Genomic DNA, 21991 nt, shown 5'->3' with positions numbered 1-21991 from the left:
AAGAGGCCAGTGCTGGCAACCCTTTAATGTCAGGAAAACTCGAACGGCGCCAGCTGAAAACCTTGCTCATCCACCTGCAAGGCCCACCCCCGGCGGTCCCAGTCCCCCAGCACGATACGTCGTGCCGGCTGCCCGTCGACCACCAGTTTGTGTATCGCCGGCCGGTGGGTATGGCCATGCACCAGCGTACGCACGCCATGCGCCGCCATTACCTTCGGCACTTCCTCCGGCGTGACATCGACAATTTCGGTGGACTTCATCCGTGTTTGCGTGCGGCTTTCGCTGCGCAGCTTGCGTGCAAGCTTGTAGCGGGCCGACAGCGGCAGGTGGCGCAGGATCCACAGGCTCAGCGGGTTGCGCAGCAAACGGCGCATCTTCATGTAGCCCAGGTCGCGGGTGCACAAGGTGTCGCCATGCATCAGCAGCACCTGTTCGCCGCCCAGTTCGATCACGCTGGGGTCGTTCAACAACGTGCAACCGGCGGCGTCGCAAAAGGCCTGGCCTATCAGGAAGTCACGGTTGCCGTGCATCAGGTAGATGGCCGTGCCACTGTCGCTCAGCCGGCGCAGGGCCTGGCAGATCGACTGCTGGAAGGGCGTCATGGCGTCGTCGCCAATCCACGCTTCGAAGAAGTCGCCAAGAATGTACAGCGCCTTGGCGTGGCGTGCCCGGCCATCGAGCAGATCAAGAAACGCCCGGGAAATATCCGGGCGTTCTTCTTGCAGGTGCAGATCAGAGATCAGCAGAATCACTCAATGATCTCGGCTTTCTCGATGATCACGTCGTCTTTCGGTACGTCCTGGTGGCCAGCCTTGGAACCGGTGGCAACCTTTTCGATCGCATCAACCACTTCACGGCCTTCGATCACTTCGCCGAACACCGCGTAACCCCAGCCTTGCACGTTCTTGCCGCTGTGGTTGAGGAAGTCGTTGTCCGAGGCGTTGATGAAGAACTGTGCCGAGGCAGAGTGCGGCTCCATGGTGCGGGCCATGGCGATGCTGTACTTGGTGTTTTTCAGGCCGTTGTCAGCTTCGTTCTGGATGCTGGCGCGGGTTTTCTTCTGGGTCATGCCTGGCTCGAAGCCGCCGCCCTGGATCATGAAGCCCTTGATCACACGGTGGAACACGGTGTTGGTGAAGTGGCCGTCTTTGACGTATTGAACGAAGTTCTCAACAGTTTGCGGAGCTTTCTCGGCGTTCAGTTGCAGGACGATGTCGCCGTGGTTGGTGCTCAGTTTGACTTTGGACATGCTGAAATTCGCTCTTTCAAGGCATACGGAAATTAGGGTGCGCTGGGCGCGTGTTATCACCTGACGCAACATCAGGCGATCGCGACACATGGCGCGCACCGGCCATTTTGCCAGGCTGCGGCAAAAAGCCGTGATAAATCACGCCAGTTTGTCCGGGCCCGACTGTCAGCAGCTTGACTGCTTCGGCTATGATAGGCCCTTTGATTCAATCGGCCTACCCAGGCTGGACACATGCATTCAAGGATCCTATGAGCAAGCCCACTGCCGACAACGCGCCCAACGCCGCTGCCAAAGGCGCCCCCGCTGTCCCTGCGAACTTCCTGCGGCCGATCATCCAGGCCGACCTGGACTCGGGCAAGCACAGCAGCATCGTTACCCGCTTCCCGCCGGAGCCTAACGGCTACCTGCACATCGGCCATGCCAAGTCGATCTGCGTCAACTTCGGCCTGGCCAAGGAATTCGGGGGCGTCTGCCACCTGCGTTTCGACGACACCAACCCGGCCAAGGAAGACCAGGAATACATCGACGCCATTCAAAGCGACGTCAAATGGCTGGGCTTCGATTGGGCCGGCGAGGTGCGTTATGCGTCCAGCTACTTCGACCAGCTGCACGACTGGGCGGTCGAGCTGATCAAGCGTGGCAAGGCCTATGTCTGCGACCTGACCCCTGATCAAGCCAAGGAATACCGCGGCAACCTCAAAGAGCCGGGCAAGAACAGCCCGTTCCGCGAGCGCAGCGTGGAAGAAAACCTCGACCTGTTCGCCCGCATGAAAGCCGGCGAGTTCAAGGACGGCGAGTGCGTACTGCGGGCCAAGATCGACATGGCCTCGCCGAACATGAACCTGCGCGATCCGATCCTGTATCGCATCCGCCATGCCCACCACCACCAGACCGGTGACAAGTGGTGCATCTACCCCAACTACGACTTCACCCACGGCCAGTCGGACGCCATCGAGGGCATCACCCACTCGATCTGCACCCTGGAATTCGAAGGGCACCGTCCGCTGTACGACTGGTTCCTCGACAACCTGCCAGTGCCGGCACACCCGCGCCAGTACGAGTTCAGCCGCCTGAACCTGAACTACACCATCACCTCCAAGCGCAAGCTCAAGCAGCTGGTTGATGAAAAGCACGTCGACGCCTGGGACGACCCACGCATGTCGACCCTGTCCGGTTTCCGTCGCCGTGGCTACACCCCGGCATCGATCCGCAACTTCTGCGAAATGATCGGCACCAACCGCTCCGACGGCGTGGTCGACATGTCGATGCTCGAATTCAGCATCCGTGACGACCTGGACCGCACTGCGCCGCGTGCCATGTGCGTGCTGCGCCCGTTGAAAGTGGTCATCACCAACTACCCGGAAGGCCAGGTCGAGCAGCTCGAACTGCCGCGCCACCCGAAGGAAGACATGGGCGTGCGCGCGCTGCCGTTCGCTCGCGAGCTGTATATCGACCGCGACGACTTCATGGAAGAGCCGCCGAAGGGCTACAAGCGCCTGGAACCGGCCGGTGAAGTGCGCCTGCGTGGCAGCTACGTGATCCGCGCCGACGAGGCCATCAAGGACGCAGACGGCAACATCGTCGAGTTGCGCTGCTCGTACGACCCGGACACCCTGGGCAAAAACCCTGAAGGCCGCAAGGTCAAGGGCGTGATCCACTGGGTACCGGCTGCAGGCAGTGTCGAGTGCGAAGTGCGCCTGTACGACCGCCTGTTCCGCTCGCCTAACCCGGAAAAGACCGAAGAAGGCGGCAGCTTCCTGGACAACATCAATCCGGATTCGCTGCAAGTGCTCAAAGGTTGCCGTGCCGAGCCGTCGCTGGCCCAGGCCCAGCCCGAGGACCGCTTCCAGTTCGAGCGCGAAGGTTACTTCTGCGCCGACCTGAAAGACAGCCAGCCGGGCCGCCCGGTGTTCAACCGCACTGTCACCCTGCGTGACTCCTGGGGCAGCTAAGGAACCGCCGTGCTTAACATCTACAACACGCTGAGCAAAACCAAGGAAGCCTTCAAGCCGCTGGATGGCAACAAGGTGCGCATGTACGTGTGCGGCATGACCGTGTACGACTACTGCCACCTGGGCCATGGCCGCAGCATGGTGGCTTTCGACCTGGTCACCCGCTGGCTGCGCAAGAGTGGCTACGACCTGACCTACGTGCGCAACATCACCGACATCGATGACAAGATCATCAACCGGGCCAACGAGAACGGCGAAACCTTCGACGCCTTGACCGCCCGCATGATCGACGCGATGCACGAAGACGAGCGCCGCCTGAACATCCTGCCGCCAGACCAGGAACCGCGTGCCACCGACCACATCGCCGGCATGCACGCGATGATCCAGACCCTGATCGACAAGGGTTACGCTTACGCCCCGGGTAATGGCGACGTGTACTACCGCGTTGGCAAGTTCGTGGGCTACGGCAAGCTGTCGCGCAAGAAGATCGAAGACCTGCGCATCGGTGCGCGTATCGAGGTCGACGAGGCCAAGCAGGACCCGCTGGACTTCGTGCTGTGGAAGGGCGTTAAGCCGGGCGAGCCGAGCTGGGAATCGCCGTGGGGCCCGGGCCGTCCGGGCTGGCACATCGAGTGCTCGGTGATGTCTACCTGCTGCCTGGGGGAAAGCTTCGACATCCACGGTGGCGGCAGCGACCTGGAGTTCCCGCACCACGAGAACGAGATTGCCCAGAGCGAAGCAGCCACTGGCAAGCAGTACGCCAATGCCTGGATGCACTGCGGCATGATCCGGATCAATGGCGAGAAGATGTCGAAGTCGTTGAACAACTTCTTCACCATCCGCGACGTGCTCGAGAAGTACCATCCGGAAGTGGTGCGCTACCTGCTGGTGGCCAGCCACTACCGCAGCGCGATCAACTATTCGGAAGACAGCCTGCGTGACGCCAAGGGTGCGCTGGAGCGCTTCTACCACGCCCTGCGCGGCTTGCCACGTGTGGCGGCCAAGGGTGGCGAAGCGTTCGTCGAGCGCTTCAGCGTGGCGATGAACGACGACTTCGGCACCCCTGAAGCCTGCGCCGTGCTGTTTGATCTGGTGCGCGAGATCAACCGCCTGCGCGACAGCGATGTGGAAGCTGCCGCCGGCCTGGCTGGCCGCCTGCGTGAGCTGGGTGAGGTGCTGGGTGTGCTGCAACTGGAAGCTGATGACTTCCTGCGTGCGGGTGCCGAAGGCAAGGTTGATGCGGCCGAAGTTGAAAGCTTGATCCAGGCGCGGCTGCAAGCGCGTACGGATAAGAACTGGGCCGAGTCGGACCGTATTCGCGACCAGTTGACTGCCATGGGTGTGGTGCTGGAAGACAGCAAAGGGACGACTACCTGGCGCTTGGCTGACTGATCGGTGCAATCGGGGCCGCTTTGCGGCCCATCGCGACACAAGGCCGCTCCTACAGGTACTGCGCTGCATATAATGCTCGCCCAACCCCTGTAGGAGCGGCCTTGTGTCGCGATGGGCTGCAAAGCAGCCCCAAAAAGCTACTTGGCTAGCCCGGCCAACGGGCAATGCAATACCAGCTTCGCTCCACCCAACTCACTCTCGCCAATCTCCAACCCGAACCCATGCAGATCGACGATTGCCGCAACGATCGACAACCCCAGCCCGAACCCGGCATGGCGATGGCCTTCATCGCTGCGATAGAACCGCTTCAACACCGCAGTACGCTCTTCCTCGGGAATACCCGGCCCACTGTCCTCGATGGCCAGGTGCAGGCGGTTATCGTCCTGTATCGCGCTAATCCGCACTTGCCCGCCCTCGGGCGTGAACTTGATAGCATTGCCCACCAGGTTGGCCAGTGCCTCGAACAGCAGTTCGCGGTCACCGTGCAGTGCCGGTAATTGTGCAGGCTGGTGCAATTCCAGGTGGATGCCACCATCTTCGGCCAAAGGCAGGTAAAAGTCGTGCAGTTCCACGAGCAGATCATGCGGGTCAAGCTGGACGAAACCGGCCCGGCGCTGGCGATCTTCCAGCTCGCTGATGCGCAACAAACCACGAAAACGCGCCATCAAGGTGTCGGTTTCGCCAATGGCCAGGTCCAGCGCCTCGGCTTGCGCAGAATCCGCATCGCTTTGCTGGCGAATCCGGTACAACTGGGCGCGTAGGCGGGTGAGGGGAGTACGCAGGTCGTGGGCAATGTTGTCACACACGCCCTTGACCTCGTGCATCAGCCGCTCAATGCGGTCGAGCATGGCATTGACGATGGCGGCCAGCATGTCCAACTCGTCGCGCCGGGCCGACAATGGCAAGCGGTGGGTCAGGTCGCCGGCGACGATCAGCTCGGCCTGGGCCTGAATGGCGCGAATCCGCTTGAGTGGCCGGCGGCGTAGCAGGTACCAGCCGGCAAAGCCCGGGATCAGTGTCAGGGAAATACCCCAGAGCAGGGCATCGAGAATGATCCGGGTGACCACGAACAGCGAGCCGTTATCACGGAACAGGACCAGCCAGCGCCCGTCCTGTACGTTGATCGCCACCGCGTCGCAACTGTCGCGGGGCATGCGCGGGTCGTCGGCATCCAGGCAGCGTTTCAGTTCATGGATCTTGCCGTCCAGCCTCAGCTCCGGGGGCAGGGCGCGTACGCTGCCACCCAGCGGGTTGAGTTGGGCGTCGAACAGGCCATAGGCATCAAAGCTGCGTTCTTCAAAGGCCTGGCTGGCGACCAGGGCGTCGTCCAGCTGCTTGCCGCTCATGTGGGCGAACAGGTGCTGGCGTTGCAGCATGGAGTGGCGGGTAAGTTTGTTCAGGTAGCTGGATACCTCGAAATACAGCACCCCCATGAGGATGCTGCTCCAGGCCACGAACAGAAAGCTGTACAGCGCCAGCAGGCGGCTGGTGGACGAACTCCAGCCTTTAGACGGGTTCAGCAATGGCATAGCCGGAGCCCCGTACCGTACGGATCAGCGGTGACTGGCCGGGGGAGTCGATTTTCTTGCGCAGACGGCCGATGTGCACATCGATCAGGTTGGTGCCTGGGTCGAAGTGGTAGCCCCAGACCTCCTCGAAAATCATCATCCGCGTGATCACCTGGCCGCTGTGGCGCATCAGGTACTCCAGCAGCTTGTACTCGGTAGGCAGCAGGTTGAGCGTATTGTCACCGCGGCGCGCCTCGTGGCTGATCAGGTCCAGTTGCAGGTCGGCTACTTGCAAGCGGGTCTGGGTCATGGGCACGCTGTTGCGTCGCAGCAATACTTCGACCCGTGCGGCCATCTCGTCGGAGGCAAACGGTTTGGTCAGGTAGTCGTCACCGCCGGCACGCAGGCCGCGCACCCGCTCATCGACATCGGAGAGGGCGCTGATCATCAGGATCGGCGTGGCAATCTTGAGGCTGCGCAGGGTGGTGACGATGGTCAGCCCATCGACCTCGGGCAGCATACGGTCCAGGGTGATCAGGTCGTAACCGCCGGCAATGGCCTTGGCCAGGCCCTCACGGCCATTGTCGGCCCACTCCACGTCCAGGCCGTGGCTGGTAAGTTCGGCGACGATTTCCTGGCCGGTGACGGCGTCGTCTTCGATGGTCAGTACGCGAGGCATGCTGGTTCCTGGGCATCTAATAGAGATTTGATTGTGCCAAAGAATAGACAACAGGCGATTTAAGAAAAATTCATCTAGCTGATTCAGAAGCTCGCGCGGTCATTGTGGGAGCGGGCGTGCCCGCGAAGCAGGCAACGCAATGGATGGCACCGGCTGCGCCGGTGTTCGCGGGCATGCCCGCTCCCACACGGTATCGTGCGGCCTTGGAGTAACGCTTCAACGGGCCCCGATTCCTTCGGCATGCATGATCTGCGCGATGATCGGCACCGGAGTCATCAGGTGCGAGCGCATCATGCTGCTGGCGCGCTCGGCGTCCCGGGCGAGAATGACATCGACCAGCGCCGCATGCTCCTGGCGCTTGAGCTCCAGGGCCTGTTCGGAGAACACCGTTTGCGTCAGCCACAGGTGCCGGTAGCGCTCGGCCTGGTCGAACAGGTAGGTGCGCGCCTGCAGCAGGTGCTTTGAGCCGCAGCCCGAGGCAATGGCGGTATGAAACGCCTTGTGCCGCTCGTCCCACACATCCAGGCGCTGTTCGCGGGTTTTCACTTCCACCACCTTGGCCAAGGTGTGCGAGTGGGCGAGCACCGATGCCTCCCAGGCGTCGTCGCCGCGCTCGATGGCCAGGGCAATGATCATCGCCTCGAGGTTGGCGCGGGCATCGTAAATGTCGTTCATCTCTTCAAGCGACATGGGCGCCACCCGGTAGCCTTTCTGGCTGATCGCGTTGACCAGGTGTTCGGCCACCAGTTGCGACAGGGCTTCGCGCAGCGGGCCCACGCCCAGGTCGTAGCGTTCCTTCAAGGCGCTCATCAGCAGTTTCTCACCGGGCTTGAACACGCCACGGATGATGTCCTTCTTGAGCCTCTCATACCCGCTGAATGCTGAGTTTTGTCGGGGGGCGAGCGCTTCCAAGATCCTGTTCCTCAAAACGTTTTGCCGATCATACCGAAACCGCCTGTCGACGAAAAACAATGGACAAAGATCAGCATTGGCGACGAAAAACAAAAACGTAGACATTTTGCGTTTGTGGCGATATTTTTAGCTCGCCCGCACTGATCCAGGCCACCACTGGCCGGTGCCAACCCCCTTTCTTGCCAGGACACTGCCATGAACGCCTTTACGCAGATCGCCGACCTTGTAATGCCACTGCCGCTTGAACCGCATGGTTTCACCATTGCCCCTTCGAAGCAGTCGCCACGCCTGCTGGAGCTGACCTTCGCCCAGGAAGTCGTCGAAGCGTTTGTCCAGGCCGTTGCCCAATGGCCCGTCCAGGCGCTGGAGTACAAGTCGTTCCTGCGTTTCCGTGTTGGCGAAATCCTCGACGAGCTGTGCCAGGGCACCCTGCGCCCGGTGCTGCTCAACACCATTCTTGACCGCGCCACCGGTGGCATGCTGATTACCCCGCTGGGCCTGGACGATGTGAGCCAGGCCGAGGACATGGTCAAGTTCACCACCGCCTGCGCACACCTGATCGGCCGCTCCAACTACGACGCCATGAGTGGCCAGTTCTATGCGCGCTTCGTAGTGGTCAACACCGACACCTCCGACAGCTACCTGCGCCAGCCGCACCGGGTCATGGAGTTGCACAACGACGGCACCTTCGTGAACCAGATCACCGATTACGTGCTGATGCTCAAGATCGACGAAAAGAACATGGAAGGCGGTAATTCCCTGCTGCTGCACCTGGATGACTGGGAACAGTGTGAGGAATTCTTCCGCCACCCGATGGCTCGCCGCGAAATGCGCTGGACAGCACCGCCAAGCAAGAAGGTGGCCGAAGATGTGTTCCATGCGGTGTTCGACACCGATGGCGAAGGCCGCCCGACCATGCGCTACATTGATCAGTTCGTGCAGCCGGAGAACTACGAGGAGGGCATCTGGCTGAACGCCTTGTCCGATTCGCTGGAAGGCAGCGAGAAGAAAGTGTCGGTACCGGTGGGGGTGGGCAGCTTCCTGCTGATCAACAACCTGTTCTGGCTGCATGGCCGCGACCGCTTCACCCCGCACGAGGGCCTGCGCCGTGAGCTGATGCGCCAGCGTGGTTACGTCGCGTTCCCTAAACCGCTGTACCAGCGCGGGCAATAATGACAGGGCGCAGGGCGGGTGCCCGCCCATGCGTCCATGCAAAAAACGATGCCGCCAGGGCCCGTACGGGCTTTGGTGAGCCAGCCAGGCAATGCCTGCGTGTGAGGTAAGGCTGTGTACGATTTCATCATTATTGGCGGTGGCATTGTGGGCATGTCCACGGCCATGCACCTGATCAAGGTTTACCCGGACGCGAAGATTCTTGTGCTGGAGAAAGAGTCCGGGCCGGCCCGCCACCAGACCGGCCACAACAGCGGCGTGATACACGCTGGCGTGTATTACACCCCCGGCAGCCTCAAGGCGCGCTTCTGCCTGGAAGGCAACAAGGCCACCAAGGCCTTCTGCACCGAGCACGGTATCCGCTTCGATGAGTGCGGCAAGCTGCTGGTGGCCACCAACGACCTGGAAATGCAACGCATGAAGGCGCTGTGGGAGCGTACCGAGGCCAACGGCCTTGAGCGCTACTGGCTGTCGGCAGACGAGTTACGCGAGCGCGAGCCAAACATCGTCGGTATGGGCGGCATCTTCGTGCCGTCCAGTGGCATCGTCAATTACGCCCAGGTAACCGCTGCCATGGGCGCAGAATTCCAGCGCGCTGGCGGTGAAATCCGCTATGGCGCCGAGGTGGTCGGTTTGCAGGAGCAGGCCAGCGAAGTGATCGTGCGTACCCAGAACGACGAATTGCGCAGCCGTTTCCTGGTGACCTGCTCGGGCCTGATGGCTGACCGGGTGGTGAGCATGCTGGGGTTGCGTACCGAGTTCGTCATCTGCCCGTTCCGTGGCGAGTACTACTTGCTGCCCAAGCAGCACAATCAGATCGTCAACCACCTGATCTACCCGATTCCCGACCCTTCGATGCCGTTTTTGGGTGTGCACCTGACCCGCATGATCGACGGCACCGTCACGGTTGGCCCCAATGCCGTATTGGCGATGAAGCGCGAGGGCTACCGCAAGACCGACGTCAGCCCAGGCGACCTGTTCCAGACCCTCACCACCCCAGGCATCCTGAAGGTGCTGGCGAAGAACTTCCGCCCGGGCCTGATCGAGATGAAGAACTCGCTGTTCAAGGGCGGCTATCTCAAGCAGGTGCAGAAGTATTGCCCGAGCATCACCAAGGCCGACCTTACGCCTTACCCGGCCGGGGTGCGCGCCCAGGCAGTCTCGCGCGACGGCAAGCTGATCGACGACTTCCTGTTCGTCAATACCGCCCGCAGCGTCAATGTGTGCAACGCACCATCGCCGGCGGCCACCTCGGCGATCCCGATCGGCGCCTACATCGTCGAGAAGGTGTGTGAGCAGGTCAGTCTTCAAGGGGGCAACTTCCTCAAGGCAAACATCGCAGCCAGGCAGGGCGCCTGATCAGCCTGGGTTGAAGACAGACGAGCAAGTCGCATCCGGCTGTGAGAGGATGTCCACCATCACAGCCAGGACCCCGAACACAGCCTGATGAAGACACCCAAAAGAATAGAGCCCCTGATCGAGGACGGCCTGGTCGACGAAGTACTGCGGCCGTTGATGAGTGGCAAGGAGGCCGCCGTGTACGTGGTGCGCTGCGGCAGCCAGGTGCGCTGCGCCAAGGTCTATAAAGAAGCCAACAAGCGCAGTTTCCGCCAGGCCTCCGAGTACCAGGAAGGCCGCAAGGTACGCAACAGCCGCCAGGCCCGGGCCATGGCCAAGGGCAGCAAGTACGGCCGCAAAGAAGCCGAAGACGCCTGGCAGAACGCCGAAGTGGCGGCGTTGTTCCGTCTGGCCAGTGCTGGCGTGAGGGTACCCAAGCCTTACGACTTCCAGGACGGCGTGCTGCTGATGGAGCTGGTGACCGATGCCGATGGTGACGCCGCCCCACGCCTGAACGACGTGCACCTTGATGCCGAGGAAGCCCGCACATTCCACGCGTTCGTCATTCGTCAGATCGTGCTGATGCTGTGTGCCGGGCTGGTGCATGGCGACCTGTCCGAGTTCAACGTATTGCTGGGCCCTGACGGGCCGGTAATCATCGACTTGCCACAGGCAGTGGATGCCGCAGCCAACAACCATGCCTTCAACATGCTGCAACGTGATGTGGACAACATGGCCCACTATTTCGGGCGTTTTGCCCCGGAACTTAAAAGCACACGCTATGCACAGGAAATGTGGGCGCTGTTCGAGGCCGGTGACTTGCTTCCAGACAGCCCGTTGACTGGGGTGTTCGAGGATGATGAGCATGAAGCCGACGTCACCGGGGTAATGCGCGAGATCGATGCTGCCCGCATGGATGACGCCCGCCGCCGTGCGGCGCGGGCCGAGGCCGAGCATGGGCCGGCCAAGGCAGAAGAGCCTACACCGCCCTGGTTGCAGTAAGACGCTGCAGGTGCTCTAGCCTGCGGCGGGCTGATCAGCTTGCCGCAGGCACATAGCCGTTGCGCTGGTAGAACCGTTCCAGCTCATGCGCTGCCGGCTCTTCCCCGGTGAAGATGCGCAAGTATTCGGGTATGAAGCGCATGCGGTACTCCAGCGGCTCGACGGTTTTCATGCTGATGTAGCCGATCTGCGCCAGGTAGATGGACCGGGCACGGGTGGCGGCGGCGTCCTCGCTGAAGCCGAAGCGGTCGAACATCTGCTTCAGGGCGTCCATACGCACGGCATCGGCTTGCTTGATTTCTTCGGCCACTTGCTCTGACTGCAACGCCCAGCTGCGCATGGCGAATTCACACTGTGAGTCGAACAGCGCGCTGTTCAGCCAGCAATCGAAAACATTCAGGATTGCCTCGGTAATTGAGGCGGCATAGGCCTGCGTCTGGCTCACCAGGTTGTGGGTGTTCTTGTGCTTCCACTGCTCGATCAACGCCGCCAGCAGGGCTTCGCGGTCTTCGAAGTACCAGTAGAAACTGGTGCGGGCAAGGTTGAGCTTTTTCGCCAGCGGCAGCACGCGCACAGCATCCACCCCCGATTCCTTGAGGGCTTCGAAGGCCGCGTTCAACCAGCTTTCGATCGAGCCGCGGGCGCTGCTTTCTTGTGGAGTCGTGGTCATGTTCATAGGCGCATTGTTCCGTATCCATGGGGGCCTGGCAAGTTCAATGTACACCACTGTCGAATTTATTGACACCTGTGTACATGATGGCTAATGTCGATTTTGCCTGATGACCTGAATGCGAGAACGACCATGTCCAATGATCCGTTGCTTCAGCCTTACCAACTCAAGCACCTCACCTTGCGTAACCGCATCATCACTACCTCCCACGAACCGGCCTACCCGGAAGAGGGCATGCCCAAGCAGCTGTACCGGGCCTACCATGTGGAACGGGCCAAGGCCGGTGTGGCCATGACCATGACTGCGGGTTCAGCAGCGATCTCTCGTGATAGCCCGCCGGTGTTCAACAACGTGCTGGCCTACAAGGACGAAGTGGTCGGCTGGATGAAGGACCTGACCGACGAATGCCATGAGCATGGCGCGGCGGTAATGATCCAGCTGACCCACCTGGGCCGCCGCACCCGCTGGGACAAGGGCGACTGGCTGCCTGTGGTGTCGCCATCGCACAACCAGGAACCGGCGCACCGGGCCTTCCCCAAACGCCTGGAGATCTGGGACATCGAGCGCATCGTCAAGGACTACGCCGATGCTGCCGAACGCATGAAGGCCGCCGGGCTGGATGGCATCGAGTTGCAGGCATACGGCCATCTGATGGACCAGTTCTGGTCGCCGCTGACCAACGAGTTGCAGAACGTCTACGGTGGCTCGCTGGAAAACCGTCTGCGCTTTACCTTCGAAGTGCTCTCGGCCATTCGCCAGCGGGTGGGCAATGAGTTCATCGTTGGCATTCGCTACACCGGTGATGAAGTGCTGGCCGGTGGCCTGACCAAGGATGAAGGATTGCAGGTTTCGCAGTTGTTGAAAAACAGCGGCATGATCGACTTCCTCAACGTGATCCGCGGCAACATCGCCACCGATGCCGGCCTGACCGACATCATTCCGATCCAGGGTATGCGCAATGCGCCGCACCTGGACTTTGCTGGCGAAATTCGCTCACTGACCGGTTTTCCTACGTTCCATGCGGCAAAGATCCCGGACGTGGCCACCGCCCGGCATGCCATTGCCGCAGGCAAGGTGGACATGGTCGGCATGACCCGCGCGCACATGACCGACCCGCATATCGTGCGCAAGATCATCGAAGGCCGCGAAGACGATATCCGCCCTTGCGTGGGCGCCAACTACTGCCTGGACCGCATCTACCACGGTGGCGCGGCCTACTGCATCCACAACGCAGCCACTGGCCGCGAAACCAGCATGCCGCACGAGATCCCCAAGGCGGCGCAGCGGCGCAAAGTGGTTATCGTCGGCGCAGGTCCCGCAGGCCTGGAGGCGGCGCGGGTAGCGGGCGAGCGTGGCCACGATGTGGTGGTATACGAAGTGGCCGACAAAGCCGGTGGGCAGATTCGCCTGACCGCGCAATCAGAGCGGCGCAAAGAGATGATCAGCATCATCGACTGGCGCCTGGCCCAATGCGAACGCCTGGGCGTGACGTTCCACTACAACGTCTGGGCCGACAGCCAGATCATCCTTGATGAAGCCCCGGATGTGGTCATCGTCGCCACGGGCGGCCTGCCGCACACCGAGGTGCTGGAGCAAGGCAACGACCTGGTGGTATCGAGCTGGGACATCATCAGCGGCGATGTCAAACCCGGGCGCAACGTGCTGGTGTACGACGATGCAGGCGACCACGCCGCACTGCAAGCGGCGGAGTTCATTGCGCAGAGCGGTGCGCGCACCGAAATCATGACCCCCGACCGCACCTTTTCGCCCGAAGTCATGGGCATGAACCTGGTGCCCTACATGCGTGCCCTGCAACAGCTGGACACCACCTTCACCGTAACCTGGCGGCTAAAAGCGGTCACTCGCACCGCAGACGGCCTGCTGGCAACCATCGGCACCGATTACAGCGAGCTGCGCCAGACCCGCCTGGTCGACCAGGTGGTGGTCAACCATGGCACCCGGCCACTGGACGAGTTGTATTTCCAGCTGTGCCCGCTTTCGAGCAACGAAGGCGCGGTGCAGTACCTGGACCTGATCGCCGGCCGCCCGCAGGCTGTGGTACGCCGGGACGACGGCCGCTTCCAGTTGTTCCGCATCGGCGATGCGGTGGCCTCGCGCAACACCCATGCAGCCATTTATGACGCCCTGCGCCTGGTCAAGGACCTCTGACCCACGCGCCATAGCACAATAAAAAAACAGCAACGCCTGATTCGCGCTTACTTGTTACTGCCCTGGCTCCAAAAACGACAACGATATCCAGTGGAGAGTGTAACCATGCACATCGGTACCCGACCGAGCCCCGCGCCATCCCTGCAGTTTCGTGACGACCCCAGCGTAACCGGCCATGCCCTGGCCCCGGTGGACAGCGAGTTGCTTGCCGCCCAGGCCGCGATCGACCGCAAAGCCTTGCGCCGCTACCGGCTGGAGCGAATTCGCCAGCAACTGCGTGCCCATGACTATGGCGGCATCCTGCTGGCTGACCCGATCAATATCCGTTATGCCACCGATACCAACAACCTTGGCCTGTGGGTCATGCATTCGCCCAGCCGCTATGTATTCGTGCCCACCGAAGGCCCGTTGGTGCTCTTCGAGTTCACCAGCAGCCGGCACAACAGCGAGCATGTCGAAACCATTGACGAGATCCGGCCTGCGTTGCCCTGGCTGTACTTTCTCGCAGGGCCCCGCGTCGATGAAAAGGCGGCGTTGTGGGCGGCCGAGGTGGCCGAGCTGATGGTCCGCCATGGTGGCAGCAACCGGCGCCTGGCCGTGGACCGCTGCGACCCCTGGGGCGCCGACAAGCTCAAGGCCCGGGGCATCGAACTGTTCGACGCACAACCACTGATGGAGCAGGCCCGACTGATCAAGTCGGCCGAAGAAGTCGCCAGCCATCGGGTCTCGATGGCCGTTTGCGATTTGGCCATCGCCCGCATGCGGGCCAGCCTGCAGCCAGGCATTACCGAAAACCAGCTATGGAGCATCCTTCACGGTACCAACGTGGCCCAAGGCGGTGAATGGGCCGAGAGCCGGCTGCTCAGCTCTGGCCAGCGCACCAACCCGTGGTTCCAGGATGCGACCGACAAGGTCATCGAAGCCGGTGAGATGGTTTGCTTCGACACCGACATGGTGGGCCCCGGCGGCTACCTGTCGGATATCTCGCGCAGTTTTGTCTGCCCCGGCAAGCCCGTGACCGCGGCCCAGCGCGAGTTGCTGGACATCGCCAGCCAGCAGATCAGCCACAACGTCGAGCTGCTGCGCCCGGGCCTGTCGTTTCGCGAATTTGCCGAGCGTTGCTGGCCGGTGCCGCGCAAGTACGAGCACAACCGCTACATGATGATGCTGCACGGTGTCGGCCTGGTGGATGAATACCCCAGCGTGGCCTATGCCGTGGACTTCGCCGAATGGGGCTACGACGGCCTGTTCCAGGAAAACATGGTGGTCTCGGTAGAAAGCTACATCGGCGAGCGGGGTGGGCGCGAAGGGGTGAAGCTGGAGGAACAGGTGCTGATCACCGCCCACGGCGCGGTCAAGCTGTCGAGCACGCCCTTGGTCGATGACCAGCGGTCTTGAGCGGAGGATTGCACATGAACCCGATGAGTGTTCCCCTGCGCCAGGTACCGCCAGTGCCTGCTCCCAAGCCCGCATTCCTGCGCCTGGAGTCGATCCACAAGCAGTTTGGCCCCTACGAAGTGCTGCACGACGTCAACTTTGAGATGAGCAAGGGGGAGGTGGTGGCCATCATCGGCCCCAGTGGCTCGGGCAAGAGCACCTTGCTGCGCTGCATCAACCAGCTGGAGCCACCGACCCGGGGGCGTATCCGCCTCGACGAACTCGACATCGACGCCGCCACGCCGCTGCTGCGCGCTGACCTGCTGCAGCTACGCCGGCGCATTGGCATGGTGTTCCAGTCGTTCAACCTGTTCCCGCACATGACTGTGCTGCGTAATGTGAGCCTGGCGCAAATCCGCACGCTGGGGCGCAGCCAGCGTGAAGCCGATGCGCGCTCCATGCAGTTGCTGGAACGTGTGGGCCTGGCCGACAAGGCCGGGCACTACCCGGTACGTTGTTCGGGGGGCCAGCAGCAGCGCATCGCCATTGCCCGGGCATTGGCGCTGGAGCCCGAGCTGATGCTGTTCGATGAGCCCACCTCGGCGCTGGATCCGGAACTGGGCCTGGAAGTATTGGCAGTGATGAAGGAGCTGGCTGCCGAAGGCATGTCGATGATCGTCGTCACCCATGAGATGCACTTTGCCGAGACAGTGTCGGACCGCGTGGTGGTGATGGCCGATGGGCGCATCCTCGAGCAGGGGCCGAGCGCGCAGGTGATGCGCCAGCCGCGGCATGAGCGGGTGGTGAAGTTTCTCCAGGCCGTGAGGGACCGCTGATGAACGACATCCTGCTGATGTTGCTGGCTGGTGTGCCCTGGACGTTGGGGGTGACCCTGTGTGCGTTTGCGACCGGTGTGGTGCTGGGCTTTCCACTGTGTGCACTGCGCATGGCCAAGGCACGTGGGCTGGCGGCACTGGGGGCAGCCATCGTGCTGACCCTGCGGTCGATTCCGCCGATTGTCTGGCTGTTCTTCATCTTCTTCGGCATTGGGGGGGGCTATATAAGCCTGTCGCCGTTCGTGGCAGCGACGGTGGGCCTGGGCCTGATCACCGCGGCGCAGATGGCTGAAGTGTACCGGGGTGCGTTTGCGGCGATCCCCGATGGCCAGTACGAGGCGGCGCATGTACTGAACCTGTCATCGGCACAGCGCTTTTTCGATGTGGTGCTGCCGCAGCTGACGCGTATCTCCATTCCCACGGCGGCTACCTATGCCATCGGCCTGCTCAAGGATTCGGCGGTGGCTTCTACCCTTGGCGTGACGGACATCAGCTTCCAGGCCTACCAGGTGTCGCAGCAGACCTTCCAGGGCTTGGGCGTGTACAGCGCCGCCGCGCTGGTGTACCTGGTGCTGAGCGTGCCAGTGGCGCTGGCCTCACGCTGGTTGTCCGGCACCTTGCAACGGAGGATCAGCCTGTGAGCGAACTACTGAGCCTGTGGGCCGAATGGTTTCCAGAGCTGTGGAAGGGCTTTGTACTGTCGTTGCAGGTGACTGCCATCAGCCTGGCCCTCGGTGTGGGGCTGGGGCTGCTGCTGGCCCTGGGCGTAAGCGCCAAGGGCAGGGCGGTGCGCTACCCGGCGCTGCTGATCGTTGAACTGGGGCGTGGTGCGCCTGCCTTGATCCTGTTGCAGTACTTCTACTTCGGCTTGCCCTCGGCAAACCTCACCCTGAGCTCGTTCTGGGCTGCGGCCCTGGCGCTGGCCTACTGCACCGCCGCGTACACCAGCGAGATCATCCGTGGCGGGCTGGAAGCGGTCGCCCGTGGCCAGCACGAGGCCGCCGAGGTGATTGGCCTGGACCGCGTCGACGCGTTGCGTTATGTGGTCCTGCCCCAGGCCTTGCGGGTGGCGCTGCCATCGTTGCTGGGGTTCTCGATCATGATGTTCCAGGCCTCGTCACTGTGTTTCACCATCGCCTTGCCCGAAATCGTCAGCCGCGCGTCGGCCATCGGCTCTTCGACCTTCCAGTACATGCCGGTACTGGTGCTGGCGGGGCTGATGTATGCGGCCGTCTGCGCCCCGGCAAGCCTGGGTGTGGCCACCCTGGAAAGAAGACTGGCGACCGGCCAGCACGCACGTTCCTGAACCCTGCCTGCCCTTAACATTGCATAGGTACCCGTGATGAAACCATTCAAGCGTGTCACCCGTTGGTTGGCCCTGTGCGCCGCCGTTGCCGGCAGCGCACAGGCCATGGCCGAGTGCAAACCAAGCCACAGTTTCGAAACCCTTACGCCCGGTGTACTGACCGTGGCTGCGTGGGTGTTTCCGCCTTACTCCGTGCCTGGCCCGAACCAGGAGCTGGGTGGGGTGGACGGGGAGATTATCAAGCAGATCGCTGCCCGCGAGTGCCTGACCATCAAGGCCAGCGTGCTTGACCCGGCAGCGGCGATCCAGTCGGTGGTCACCCGGCGTGCCGATGTGGTGATCGGCGACTGGTACCGCACGGTGGAGCGTGGCAAGGTGCTGGGGCTTTCGGCGCCGCTGTATCTGGATGTGATGGGCATTATCTCGAAACAAGGCTATGCCACGGTTGGTGAGCTGGAGGGCAAGCGGGTCGGCACCGTGCAGGGCTACCTGTGGGTCAACGACCTGAAGAAGGTGCTGGGTGACAACCTGGTGCTGTACCCAAACCCGGTGGCCATGGCCCAGGATTTGGCGTCCGGGCGCATACAGGCTGGTATCGACAGCCACGCTGTGGCGGTGGTGTCGCAGCAGAAGGGGGCCTACCAAGGGGCGAGCATCAAGGTGTCCGCGCCTGACCCACGGGTGAAAGCCACCGAGCAGCCGGGGCAGACGGCGATTCCGTACATGCTCAGCAATGCCGAACTGGGCAAGGCGCTGGATGCCAACATCCAGGCATTGCATGGCAGTGGCGAGATTGCGCGGATTCTCGAAGCCCATGGGCTGGACCGGCAGGCGGCTGAGGTGGGGGCGCCGCGGCTGGTGGATTGAGTTTTCCTGTCCCGGCCCCTTCGCGGGCTTGCCCGCTCCCACAGGTATCGCGCCAGTCTTGAGAGCTACGCGATCTCTGTGGGAGCGGGCAAGCCCGCGAAGGGGCCAGCACAGGGGAACCCCGGCCTTTGCCATTGACGCAAGACATAATCTCGTCATTTGGCCTTTTCACTGGCGCCCGACAGGCATAAGGTATACGCCGTTCAAAATGCCCTGGAGCTGTCATGTCCAACCAATTCCCGTCCGTTCGTCCCCGCCGCCTGCGCCAGAACGAGTCCCTGCGCACGATCTTCCAGGAAACCGAATTCCGCCTGGAAGACCTGATCCTGCCGATCTTCGTCGAAGAGGGCATCGATGACTTCGTGCCGATCACCAGCATGCCGGGGGTCAACCGCATTCCCGAGAAACTGCTGGCCCAGGAAATCGAGCGCTATGCCCGTGCCGGTATCAAGTCGGTGATGACCTTTGGTGTTTCGCACAACCTGGACGCCACCGGCAGCGACACCTGGAACGAAAACGGCCTGGTCGCGCGCATGTCGCGTATCTGCAAGGACACCGTGCCGGAAATGGTGGTGATGTCCGACACCTGCTTCTGCGAATACACCAGCCATGGCCACTGCGGCGTGCTGCACGACCACGGCGTGGACAACGACGCCACGTTGGCCAACCTGGGCAAGCAGGCGGTCATCGCCGCCGCTGCCGGTGCCGACTTCATCGCCCCGTCGGCGGCAATGGACGGGCAGGTGCAGGCTATCCGTAGCGCGCTGGATGGCGCGGGCTTCTACGACACGGCGATCATGGCCTATTCGACCAAGTTCGCCTCGTCGCTGTATGGCCCGTTCCGTGAAGCGGGCGGTACCACGCTGAAGGGCGACCGCAAGAGCTACCAGATGAACCCGATGAACCGCCGCGAAGCGGTGCGCGAGTCGTTGCTGGACGAGCAGGAAGGGGCAGACGTGCTGATGGTCAAGCCAGCCGGCACCTACCTGGACGTGATCGCCGACATCCGCGCCGCCTCGCGCCTGCCGCTGGCGGCGTATCAGGTAAGCGGCGAGTACGCGATGATCAAGTTCGGCGGCCTGGCCGGCGCTATCGACGAAGGCCGGGTGGTGCGCGAAAGCATTGGTGCGATCAAGCGTGCCGGTGCCGACCTGATCCTGACCTACTTCGCCATGGACCTGGCCCGCGAAGGTATCTGAAGCCAGGCCTTCGGTTTACAAAGCCGCTGTAGTTGCAGCGGCTTTTCTTTGTGCGCTGTTGGTGAAGCGGCGCAAACGCACAAAAAATCAGTAAGCGCTGAATTATTTAGTGTCCCGTTGTATCTGATCCCTTAGAGCATTCATCGACAGGGATACGGGTATGAAACCTCGCAAGAAAAAAGTCCAGCCAATCGGCCTTAAGGACATCACCATTGTCGACGACGCCAAGATGAAAAAGGCGATCACCGCCGCTGCTCTGGGCAATGCCATGGAGTGGTTCGACTTTGGCGTTTACGGCTTCGTGGCTTATGCCCTGGGCAAGGTGTTTTTCCCCAACGCCGACCCCAGCGTGCAGATGATTGCGGCGCTGGCCACCTTCTCGGTGCCGTTCCTGATCCGGCCATTGGGCGGGTTGTTCTTCGGCGCCTTGGGCGACAGGTTCGGGCGGCAGAAAATCCTCGCGGCGACCATCGTCATCATGTCGCTCAGCACCTTCGCCATCGGCCTGATTCCGTCCTATGCCAGCATCGGCATCTGGGCACCGATCTTGTTGTTGCTGGCCAAGATGGCCCAGGGCTTTTCGGTGGGCGGCGAGTACACCGGCGCGTCGATCTTCGTGGCCGAATACGCCCCCGACCGCAAACGCGGTTTTCTCGGTAGCTGGCTGGACTTCGGCTCGATTGCCGGCTTTGTGCTAGGCGCGGGCGTGGTGGTGCTGATTTCCACCATTCTGGGCGAAGAAAAGTTCCTTGAATGGGGTTGGCGCCTGCCGTTCTTCCTGGCCCTGCCGTTGGGCATCATCGGTCTTTACCTGCGCCATGCGCTGGAAGAAACACCTGCGTTCCAGCAGCATGTCGACAAGCTGGAGCAGGGCGACCGCGAAGGCCTGGCCTCCGGGCCCAAGGTGTCGTTCAAGGAAGTGGCCACACAGCACTGGCGCAGCCTGGTGACCTGCATCGGCGTGGTGATTGCCACCAACGTCACCTACTACATGCTGCTCACCTACATGCCCAGCTACCTGTCGCACAACCTGCATTACAGCGAAGACCATGGCGTGCTGATCATCATCGCGATCATGGTCGGCATGCTGTTCGTGCAGCCCATGATCGGGCTGCTTAGCGACAAGTTCGGCCGTCGGCCTTTCATCATCGTCGGCAGTGTCGGCCTGTTCGCCCTGGCCATTCCGGCGTTCATGCTGATCAACAGCGGCGTACTGGGGGTGATTTTTGCCGGGCTGCTGATCATTGCCGTGCTGCTGAACTTCTTCATCGGTGTGATGGCCTCGACGCTGCCGGCGATGTTCCCTACGCACATCCGCTACAGCGCCTTGGCGGCCGCTTTCAACATTTCGGTGCTGATCGCCGGGCTTACCCCGACCCTCACCGCCTGGCTGGTGGAGAGCACGGGCGACCTGTACATGCCGGCCTACTACCTGATGGTGATCGCCGCTATTGGCCTGCTGACCGGCCTGACCATGAAGGAAACCGCCAACAAGCCGCTGCGCGGAGCAGCACCGGCGGCATCGGACATCGAGGAAGCGCGTGAACTGCTGCAAGAGCACCACGACAACATCGAGCAGAAGATCGAAGACATCGACGCGCAGATTGCCGAGCTGGAAGCCAAGCGCAAGGTGCTGGCACAGCAGCACCCACGCATCGAGTAAAAGGCGGGACTAGCGTGGCAGCTCGCGGGCCAGGGTGCCTTTGATGGTGCGCTCTACCACATCGACCAGCACCATGGTCTGGTGATCGACCTCGATATTGAGAAGCTCGCCGGCTTTGTAGCTGGCGAAGGTGGTCTGGCGCAGGGTTTCCGGGATCAGGTTGATGGTGATGACGTTGTCGTTGACATCGGCGACGGTAAGGCTGCAGCCATTGACCCCGATGAAGCCGCGCGGGAACACATACTTGCCCCACTCCGGTGGCATGCGGAACGTGATGAACGCGCCGGTTTCCTTGATCGACAGTTCGACGATTTCGGCGGTGGTGGCGATGTGGCCTGCCATCAGGTGGCCGCCGACTTCGGCGTTCATTTTTGCCGAACGCTCGATGTTGACGCCCTGGCCGGCCTTGAATTTGCGCAGGTTGGTGCGTTCAAGGGTGGCGGTCATGGCGTCGAACCTGACCTGGGTGCCGGCGATTTCGGTGACCGAAAGGCAAGTGCCCTCGACACTGACACTGGCACCGATCTTCAGCTCGTCGAGCAGCTCCGGGGTGAGGTCAATGGTGAACTGGTTGTGGCCAGGGTAGGTGGTCACATCAAGCAGAGGGCGGACGGCCTGGACGATGCCGGTGTACATGGAGTTGCTCCTGGGCACAAAAAGAAATCACCCGAAAGCTATGCTTCTGCAGCCTCAAAAGCA

At 62.0% G+C, this 21991-nt stretch carries 20 protein-coding genes; 13 read left to right on the top strand and 7 right to left on the bottom strand.

The genetic code is table 11. The features are described 5' to 3' along the window. Window positions 1–29 precede the first annotated feature (29 nt). Both ACQKPZ_RS07295 and ACQKPZ_RS07290 read right to left on the bottom strand, forming a co-directional pair. Window positions 30–752, bottom strand: coding sequence for a UDP-2,3-diacylglucosamine diphosphatase (locus ACQKPZ_RS07295; RefSeq protein WP_391133359.1), 723 nt, complete (start codon window positions 750–752; stop codon window positions 30–32). Next, a complete protein-coding gene (locus ACQKPZ_RS07290; protein WP_201203862.1) occupies window positions 749–1249 on the bottom strand; it encodes a peptidylprolyl isomerase in 501 nt (166 codons plus the stop codon). Before ACQKPZ_RS07290 ends, ACQKPZ_RS07295 begins: the two co-directional genes overlap by 4 nt. Window positions 1250–1497: 248 nt before the next feature. Here ACQKPZ_RS07290 and ACQKPZ_RS07285 point away from each other — a divergent pair, with 248 nt between their 5' ends. Beyond that, window positions 1498–3201 (top strand): glutamine--tRNA ligase/YqeY domain fusion protein, encoded by a 1704-nt coding sequence (locus ACQKPZ_RS07285; protein WP_427536511.1) that lies wholly within the window; start codon window positions 1498–1500, stop codon window positions 3199–3201. A gap of 9 nt (window positions 3202–3210) precedes the next feature. Continuing rightward, window positions 3211–4593 (top strand): cysteine--tRNA ligase, encoded by a 1383-nt coding sequence (gene cysS, locus ACQKPZ_RS07280; protein WP_391133366.1) that lies wholly within the window; start codon window positions 3211–3213, stop codon window positions 4591–4593. Between the two features lie 137 nt (window positions 4594–4730). On the opposite strand, the gene ACQKPZ_RS07275 is transcribed toward cysS, so the two are convergent. The 3 genes from ACQKPZ_RS07275 to csiR form a co-directional block, all read right to left on the bottom strand. Next, entirely contained in the window at window positions 4731–6122 is a 1392-nt protein-coding gene (locus ACQKPZ_RS07275) for a sensor histidine kinase (protein WP_427536509.1), read from the bottom strand. Continuing rightward, on the bottom strand, window positions 6100–6780 hold the full coding sequence (locus ACQKPZ_RS07270) for a response regulator transcription factor (RefSeq protein ID WP_391133372.1): 681 nt from the start codon (window positions 6778–6780) through the stop codon (window positions 6100–6102). The genes ACQKPZ_RS07275 and ACQKPZ_RS07270 overlap by 23 nt, the downstream gene beginning before the upstream one ends. Before the next feature lie 216 nt (window positions 6781–6996). Beyond that, on the bottom strand, window positions 6997–7692 hold the full coding sequence (csiR, locus tag ACQKPZ_RS07265) for a DNA-binding transcriptional regulator CsiR (RefSeq protein ID WP_427536507.1): 696 nt from the start codon (window positions 7690–7692) through the stop codon (window positions 6997–6999). 195 nt (window positions 7693–7887) lie between these two features. Between csiR and glaH the strand changes: the two genes are divergently transcribed. From glaH to ACQKPZ_RS07250, 3 genes are all read left to right on the top strand, one after another. Beyond that, a complete protein-coding gene (glaH, locus tag ACQKPZ_RS07260; protein ID WP_391134775.1) occupies window positions 7888–8865 on the top strand; it encodes a glutarate dioxygenase GlaH in 978 nt (325 codons plus the stop codon). 114 nt (window positions 8866–8979) lie between these two features. Next, window positions 8980–10224: an L-2-hydroxyglutarate oxidase gene (gene lhgO / locus ACQKPZ_RS07255; protein ID WP_427536505.1), complete on the top strand. Its 1245-nt coding sequence runs from the start codon at window positions 8980–8982 to the stop codon at window positions 10222–10224. A gap of 87 nt (window positions 10225–10311) precedes the next feature. Further along, window positions 10312–11205 carry a PA4780 family RIO1-like protein kinase gene (locus ACQKPZ_RS07250; RefSeq protein WP_427536503.1) on the top strand — a complete coding sequence of 298 codons (894 nt, stop codon included), beginning with the start codon at window positions 10312–10314 and terminating at the stop codon, window positions 11203–11205. 34 nt (window positions 11206–11239) lie between these two features. Here ACQKPZ_RS07250 and ACQKPZ_RS07245 read toward each other — a convergent pair whose 3' ends face one another. Next, window positions 11240–11881, bottom strand: a complete 642-nt coding sequence (locus tag ACQKPZ_RS07245; protein WP_427536502.1) for a TetR/AcrR family transcriptional regulator — start codon at window positions 11879–11881, stop codon at window positions 11240–11242. A 126-nt stretch (window positions 11882–12007) separates the two neighbouring features. Here ACQKPZ_RS07245 and ACQKPZ_RS07240 point away from each other — a divergent pair, with 126 nt between their 5' ends. From ACQKPZ_RS07240 to proP, 8 genes are all read left to right on the top strand, one after another. Next, a complete protein-coding gene (locus ACQKPZ_RS07240) occupies window positions 12008–14044 on the top strand; it encodes an FAD-dependent oxidoreductase (protein WP_427536500.1) in 2037 nt (678 codons plus the stop codon). A gap of 105 nt (window positions 14045–14149) precedes the next feature. Beyond that, entirely contained in the window at window positions 14150–15442 is a 1293-nt protein-coding gene (locus tag ACQKPZ_RS07235) for a M24 family metallopeptidase (protein ID WP_427536498.1), read from the top strand. Between the two features lie 23 nt (window positions 15443–15465). Continuing rightward, window positions 15466–16257, top strand: a complete 792-nt coding sequence (locus ACQKPZ_RS07230; protein ID WP_427536658.1) for an amino acid ABC transporter ATP-binding protein — start codon at window positions 15466–15468, stop codon at window positions 16255–16257. Next, window positions 16257–16898, top strand: a complete 642-nt coding sequence (locus ACQKPZ_RS07225) for an amino acid ABC transporter permease (RefSeq protein WP_427536496.1) — start codon at window positions 16257–16259, stop codon at window positions 16896–16898. The genes ACQKPZ_RS07230 and ACQKPZ_RS07225 overlap by 1 nt, the downstream gene beginning before the upstream one ends. Next, window positions 16895–17563, top strand: a complete 669-nt coding sequence (locus tag ACQKPZ_RS07220) for an amino acid ABC transporter permease (RefSeq protein ID WP_427536494.1) — start codon at window positions 16895–16897, stop codon at window positions 17561–17563. Before ACQKPZ_RS07225 ends, ACQKPZ_RS07220 begins: the two co-directional genes overlap by 4 nt. A 33-nt stretch (window positions 17564–17596) precedes the next feature. Next, a complete protein-coding gene (locus ACQKPZ_RS07215) occupies window positions 17597–18430 on the top strand; it encodes a substrate-binding periplasmic protein (RefSeq protein WP_427536492.1) in 834 nt (277 codons plus the stop codon). 224 nt (window positions 18431–18654) lie between these two features. Beyond that, window positions 18655–19629 carry a porphobilinogen synthase gene (gene hemB / locus ACQKPZ_RS07210; protein WP_427536490.1) on the top strand — a complete coding sequence of 325 codons (975 nt, stop codon included), beginning with the start codon at window positions 18655–18657 and terminating at the stop codon, window positions 19627–19629. 160 nt (window positions 19630–19789) lie between these two features. Beyond that, the gene (proP, locus tag ACQKPZ_RS07205; protein ID WP_427536488.1) at window positions 19790–21292 is read left to right on the top strand and encodes a glycine betaine/L-proline transporter ProP; all 1503 of its coding nucleotides are present in this window, start codon (window positions 19790–19792) and stop codon (window positions 21290–21292) included. Between the two features lie 9 nt (window positions 21293–21301). Here the strand turns inward: proP and ACQKPZ_RS07200 are convergent, their stop codons facing one another. Beyond that, window positions 21302–21928 carry a riboflavin synthase subunit alpha gene (locus ACQKPZ_RS07200; protein WP_427536486.1) on the bottom strand — a complete coding sequence of 209 codons (627 nt, stop codon included), beginning with the start codon at window positions 21926–21928 and terminating at the stop codon, window positions 21302–21304. Window positions 21929–21991 lie beyond the last annotated feature (63 nt).

It is taken from the genome of Pseudomonas sp. NPDC089547, assembly GCF_050280665.1.
Taxonomy (GTDB): domain Bacteria; phylum Pseudomonadota; class Gammaproteobacteria; order Pseudomonadales; family Pseudomonadaceae; genus Aquipseudomonas.
The sequence above is the reverse complement of the archived record's forward strand: the minus strand, read 5'-3'. Positions and strand labels throughout refer to the sequence as shown.

Coding starts and splice junctions, on each gene's coding strand:
- glaH (WP_391134775.1), top strand. CDS start 7,888: ATGAACGCCTTTACGCAGATCGCCGACCTTGTAATGCCACTGCCGCTT.
- ACQKPZ_RS07200 (WP_427536486.1), bottom strand. CDS start 21,928: ATGTACACCGGCATCGTCCAGGCCGTCCGCCCTCTGCTTGATGTGACC.
- ACQKPZ_RS07290 (WP_201203862.1), bottom strand. CDS start 1,249: ATGTCCAAAGTCAAACTGAGCACCAACCACGGCGACATCGTCCTGCAA.
- hemB (WP_427536490.1), top strand. CDS start 18,655: ATGTCCAACCAATTCCCGTCCGTTCGTCCCCGCCGCCTGCGCCAGAAC.
- ACQKPZ_RS07240 (WP_427536500.1), top strand. CDS start 12,008: ATGTCCAATGATCCGTTGCTTCAGCCTTACCAACTCAAGCACCTCACC.
- ACQKPZ_RS07225 (WP_427536496.1), top strand. CDS start 16,257: ATGAACGACATCCTGCTGATGTTGCTGGCTGGTGTGCCCTGGACGTTG.
- ACQKPZ_RS07285 (WP_427536511.1), top strand. CDS start 1,498: ATGAGCAAGCCCACTGCCGACAACGCGCCCAACGCCGCTGCCAAAGGC.
- ACQKPZ_RS07275 (WP_427536509.1), bottom strand. CDS start 6,122: ATGCCATTGCTGAACCCGTCTAAAGGCTGGAGTTCGTCCACCAGCCGC.
- ACQKPZ_RS07235 (WP_427536498.1), top strand. CDS start 14,150: ATGCACATCGGTACCCGACCGAGCCCCGCGCCATCCCTGCAGTTTCGT.
- ACQKPZ_RS07250 (WP_427536503.1), top strand. CDS start 10,312: ATGAAGACACCCAAAAGAATAGAGCCCCTGATCGAGGACGGCCTGGTC.
- ACQKPZ_RS07270 (WP_391133372.1), bottom strand. CDS start 6,780: ATGCCTCGCGTACTGACCATCGAAGACGACGCCGTCACCGGCCAGGAA.
- proP (WP_427536488.1), top strand. CDS start 19,790: ATGAAACCTCGCAAGAAAAAAGTCCAGCCAATCGGCCTTAAGGACATC.
- ACQKPZ_RS07245 (WP_427536502.1), bottom strand. CDS start 11,881: ATGAACATGACCACGACTCCACAAGAAAGCAGCGCCCGCGGCTCGATC.
- ACQKPZ_RS07230 (WP_427536658.1), top strand. CDS start 15,466: ATGAGTGTTCCCCTGCGCCAGGTACCGCCAGTGCCTGCTCCCAAGCCC.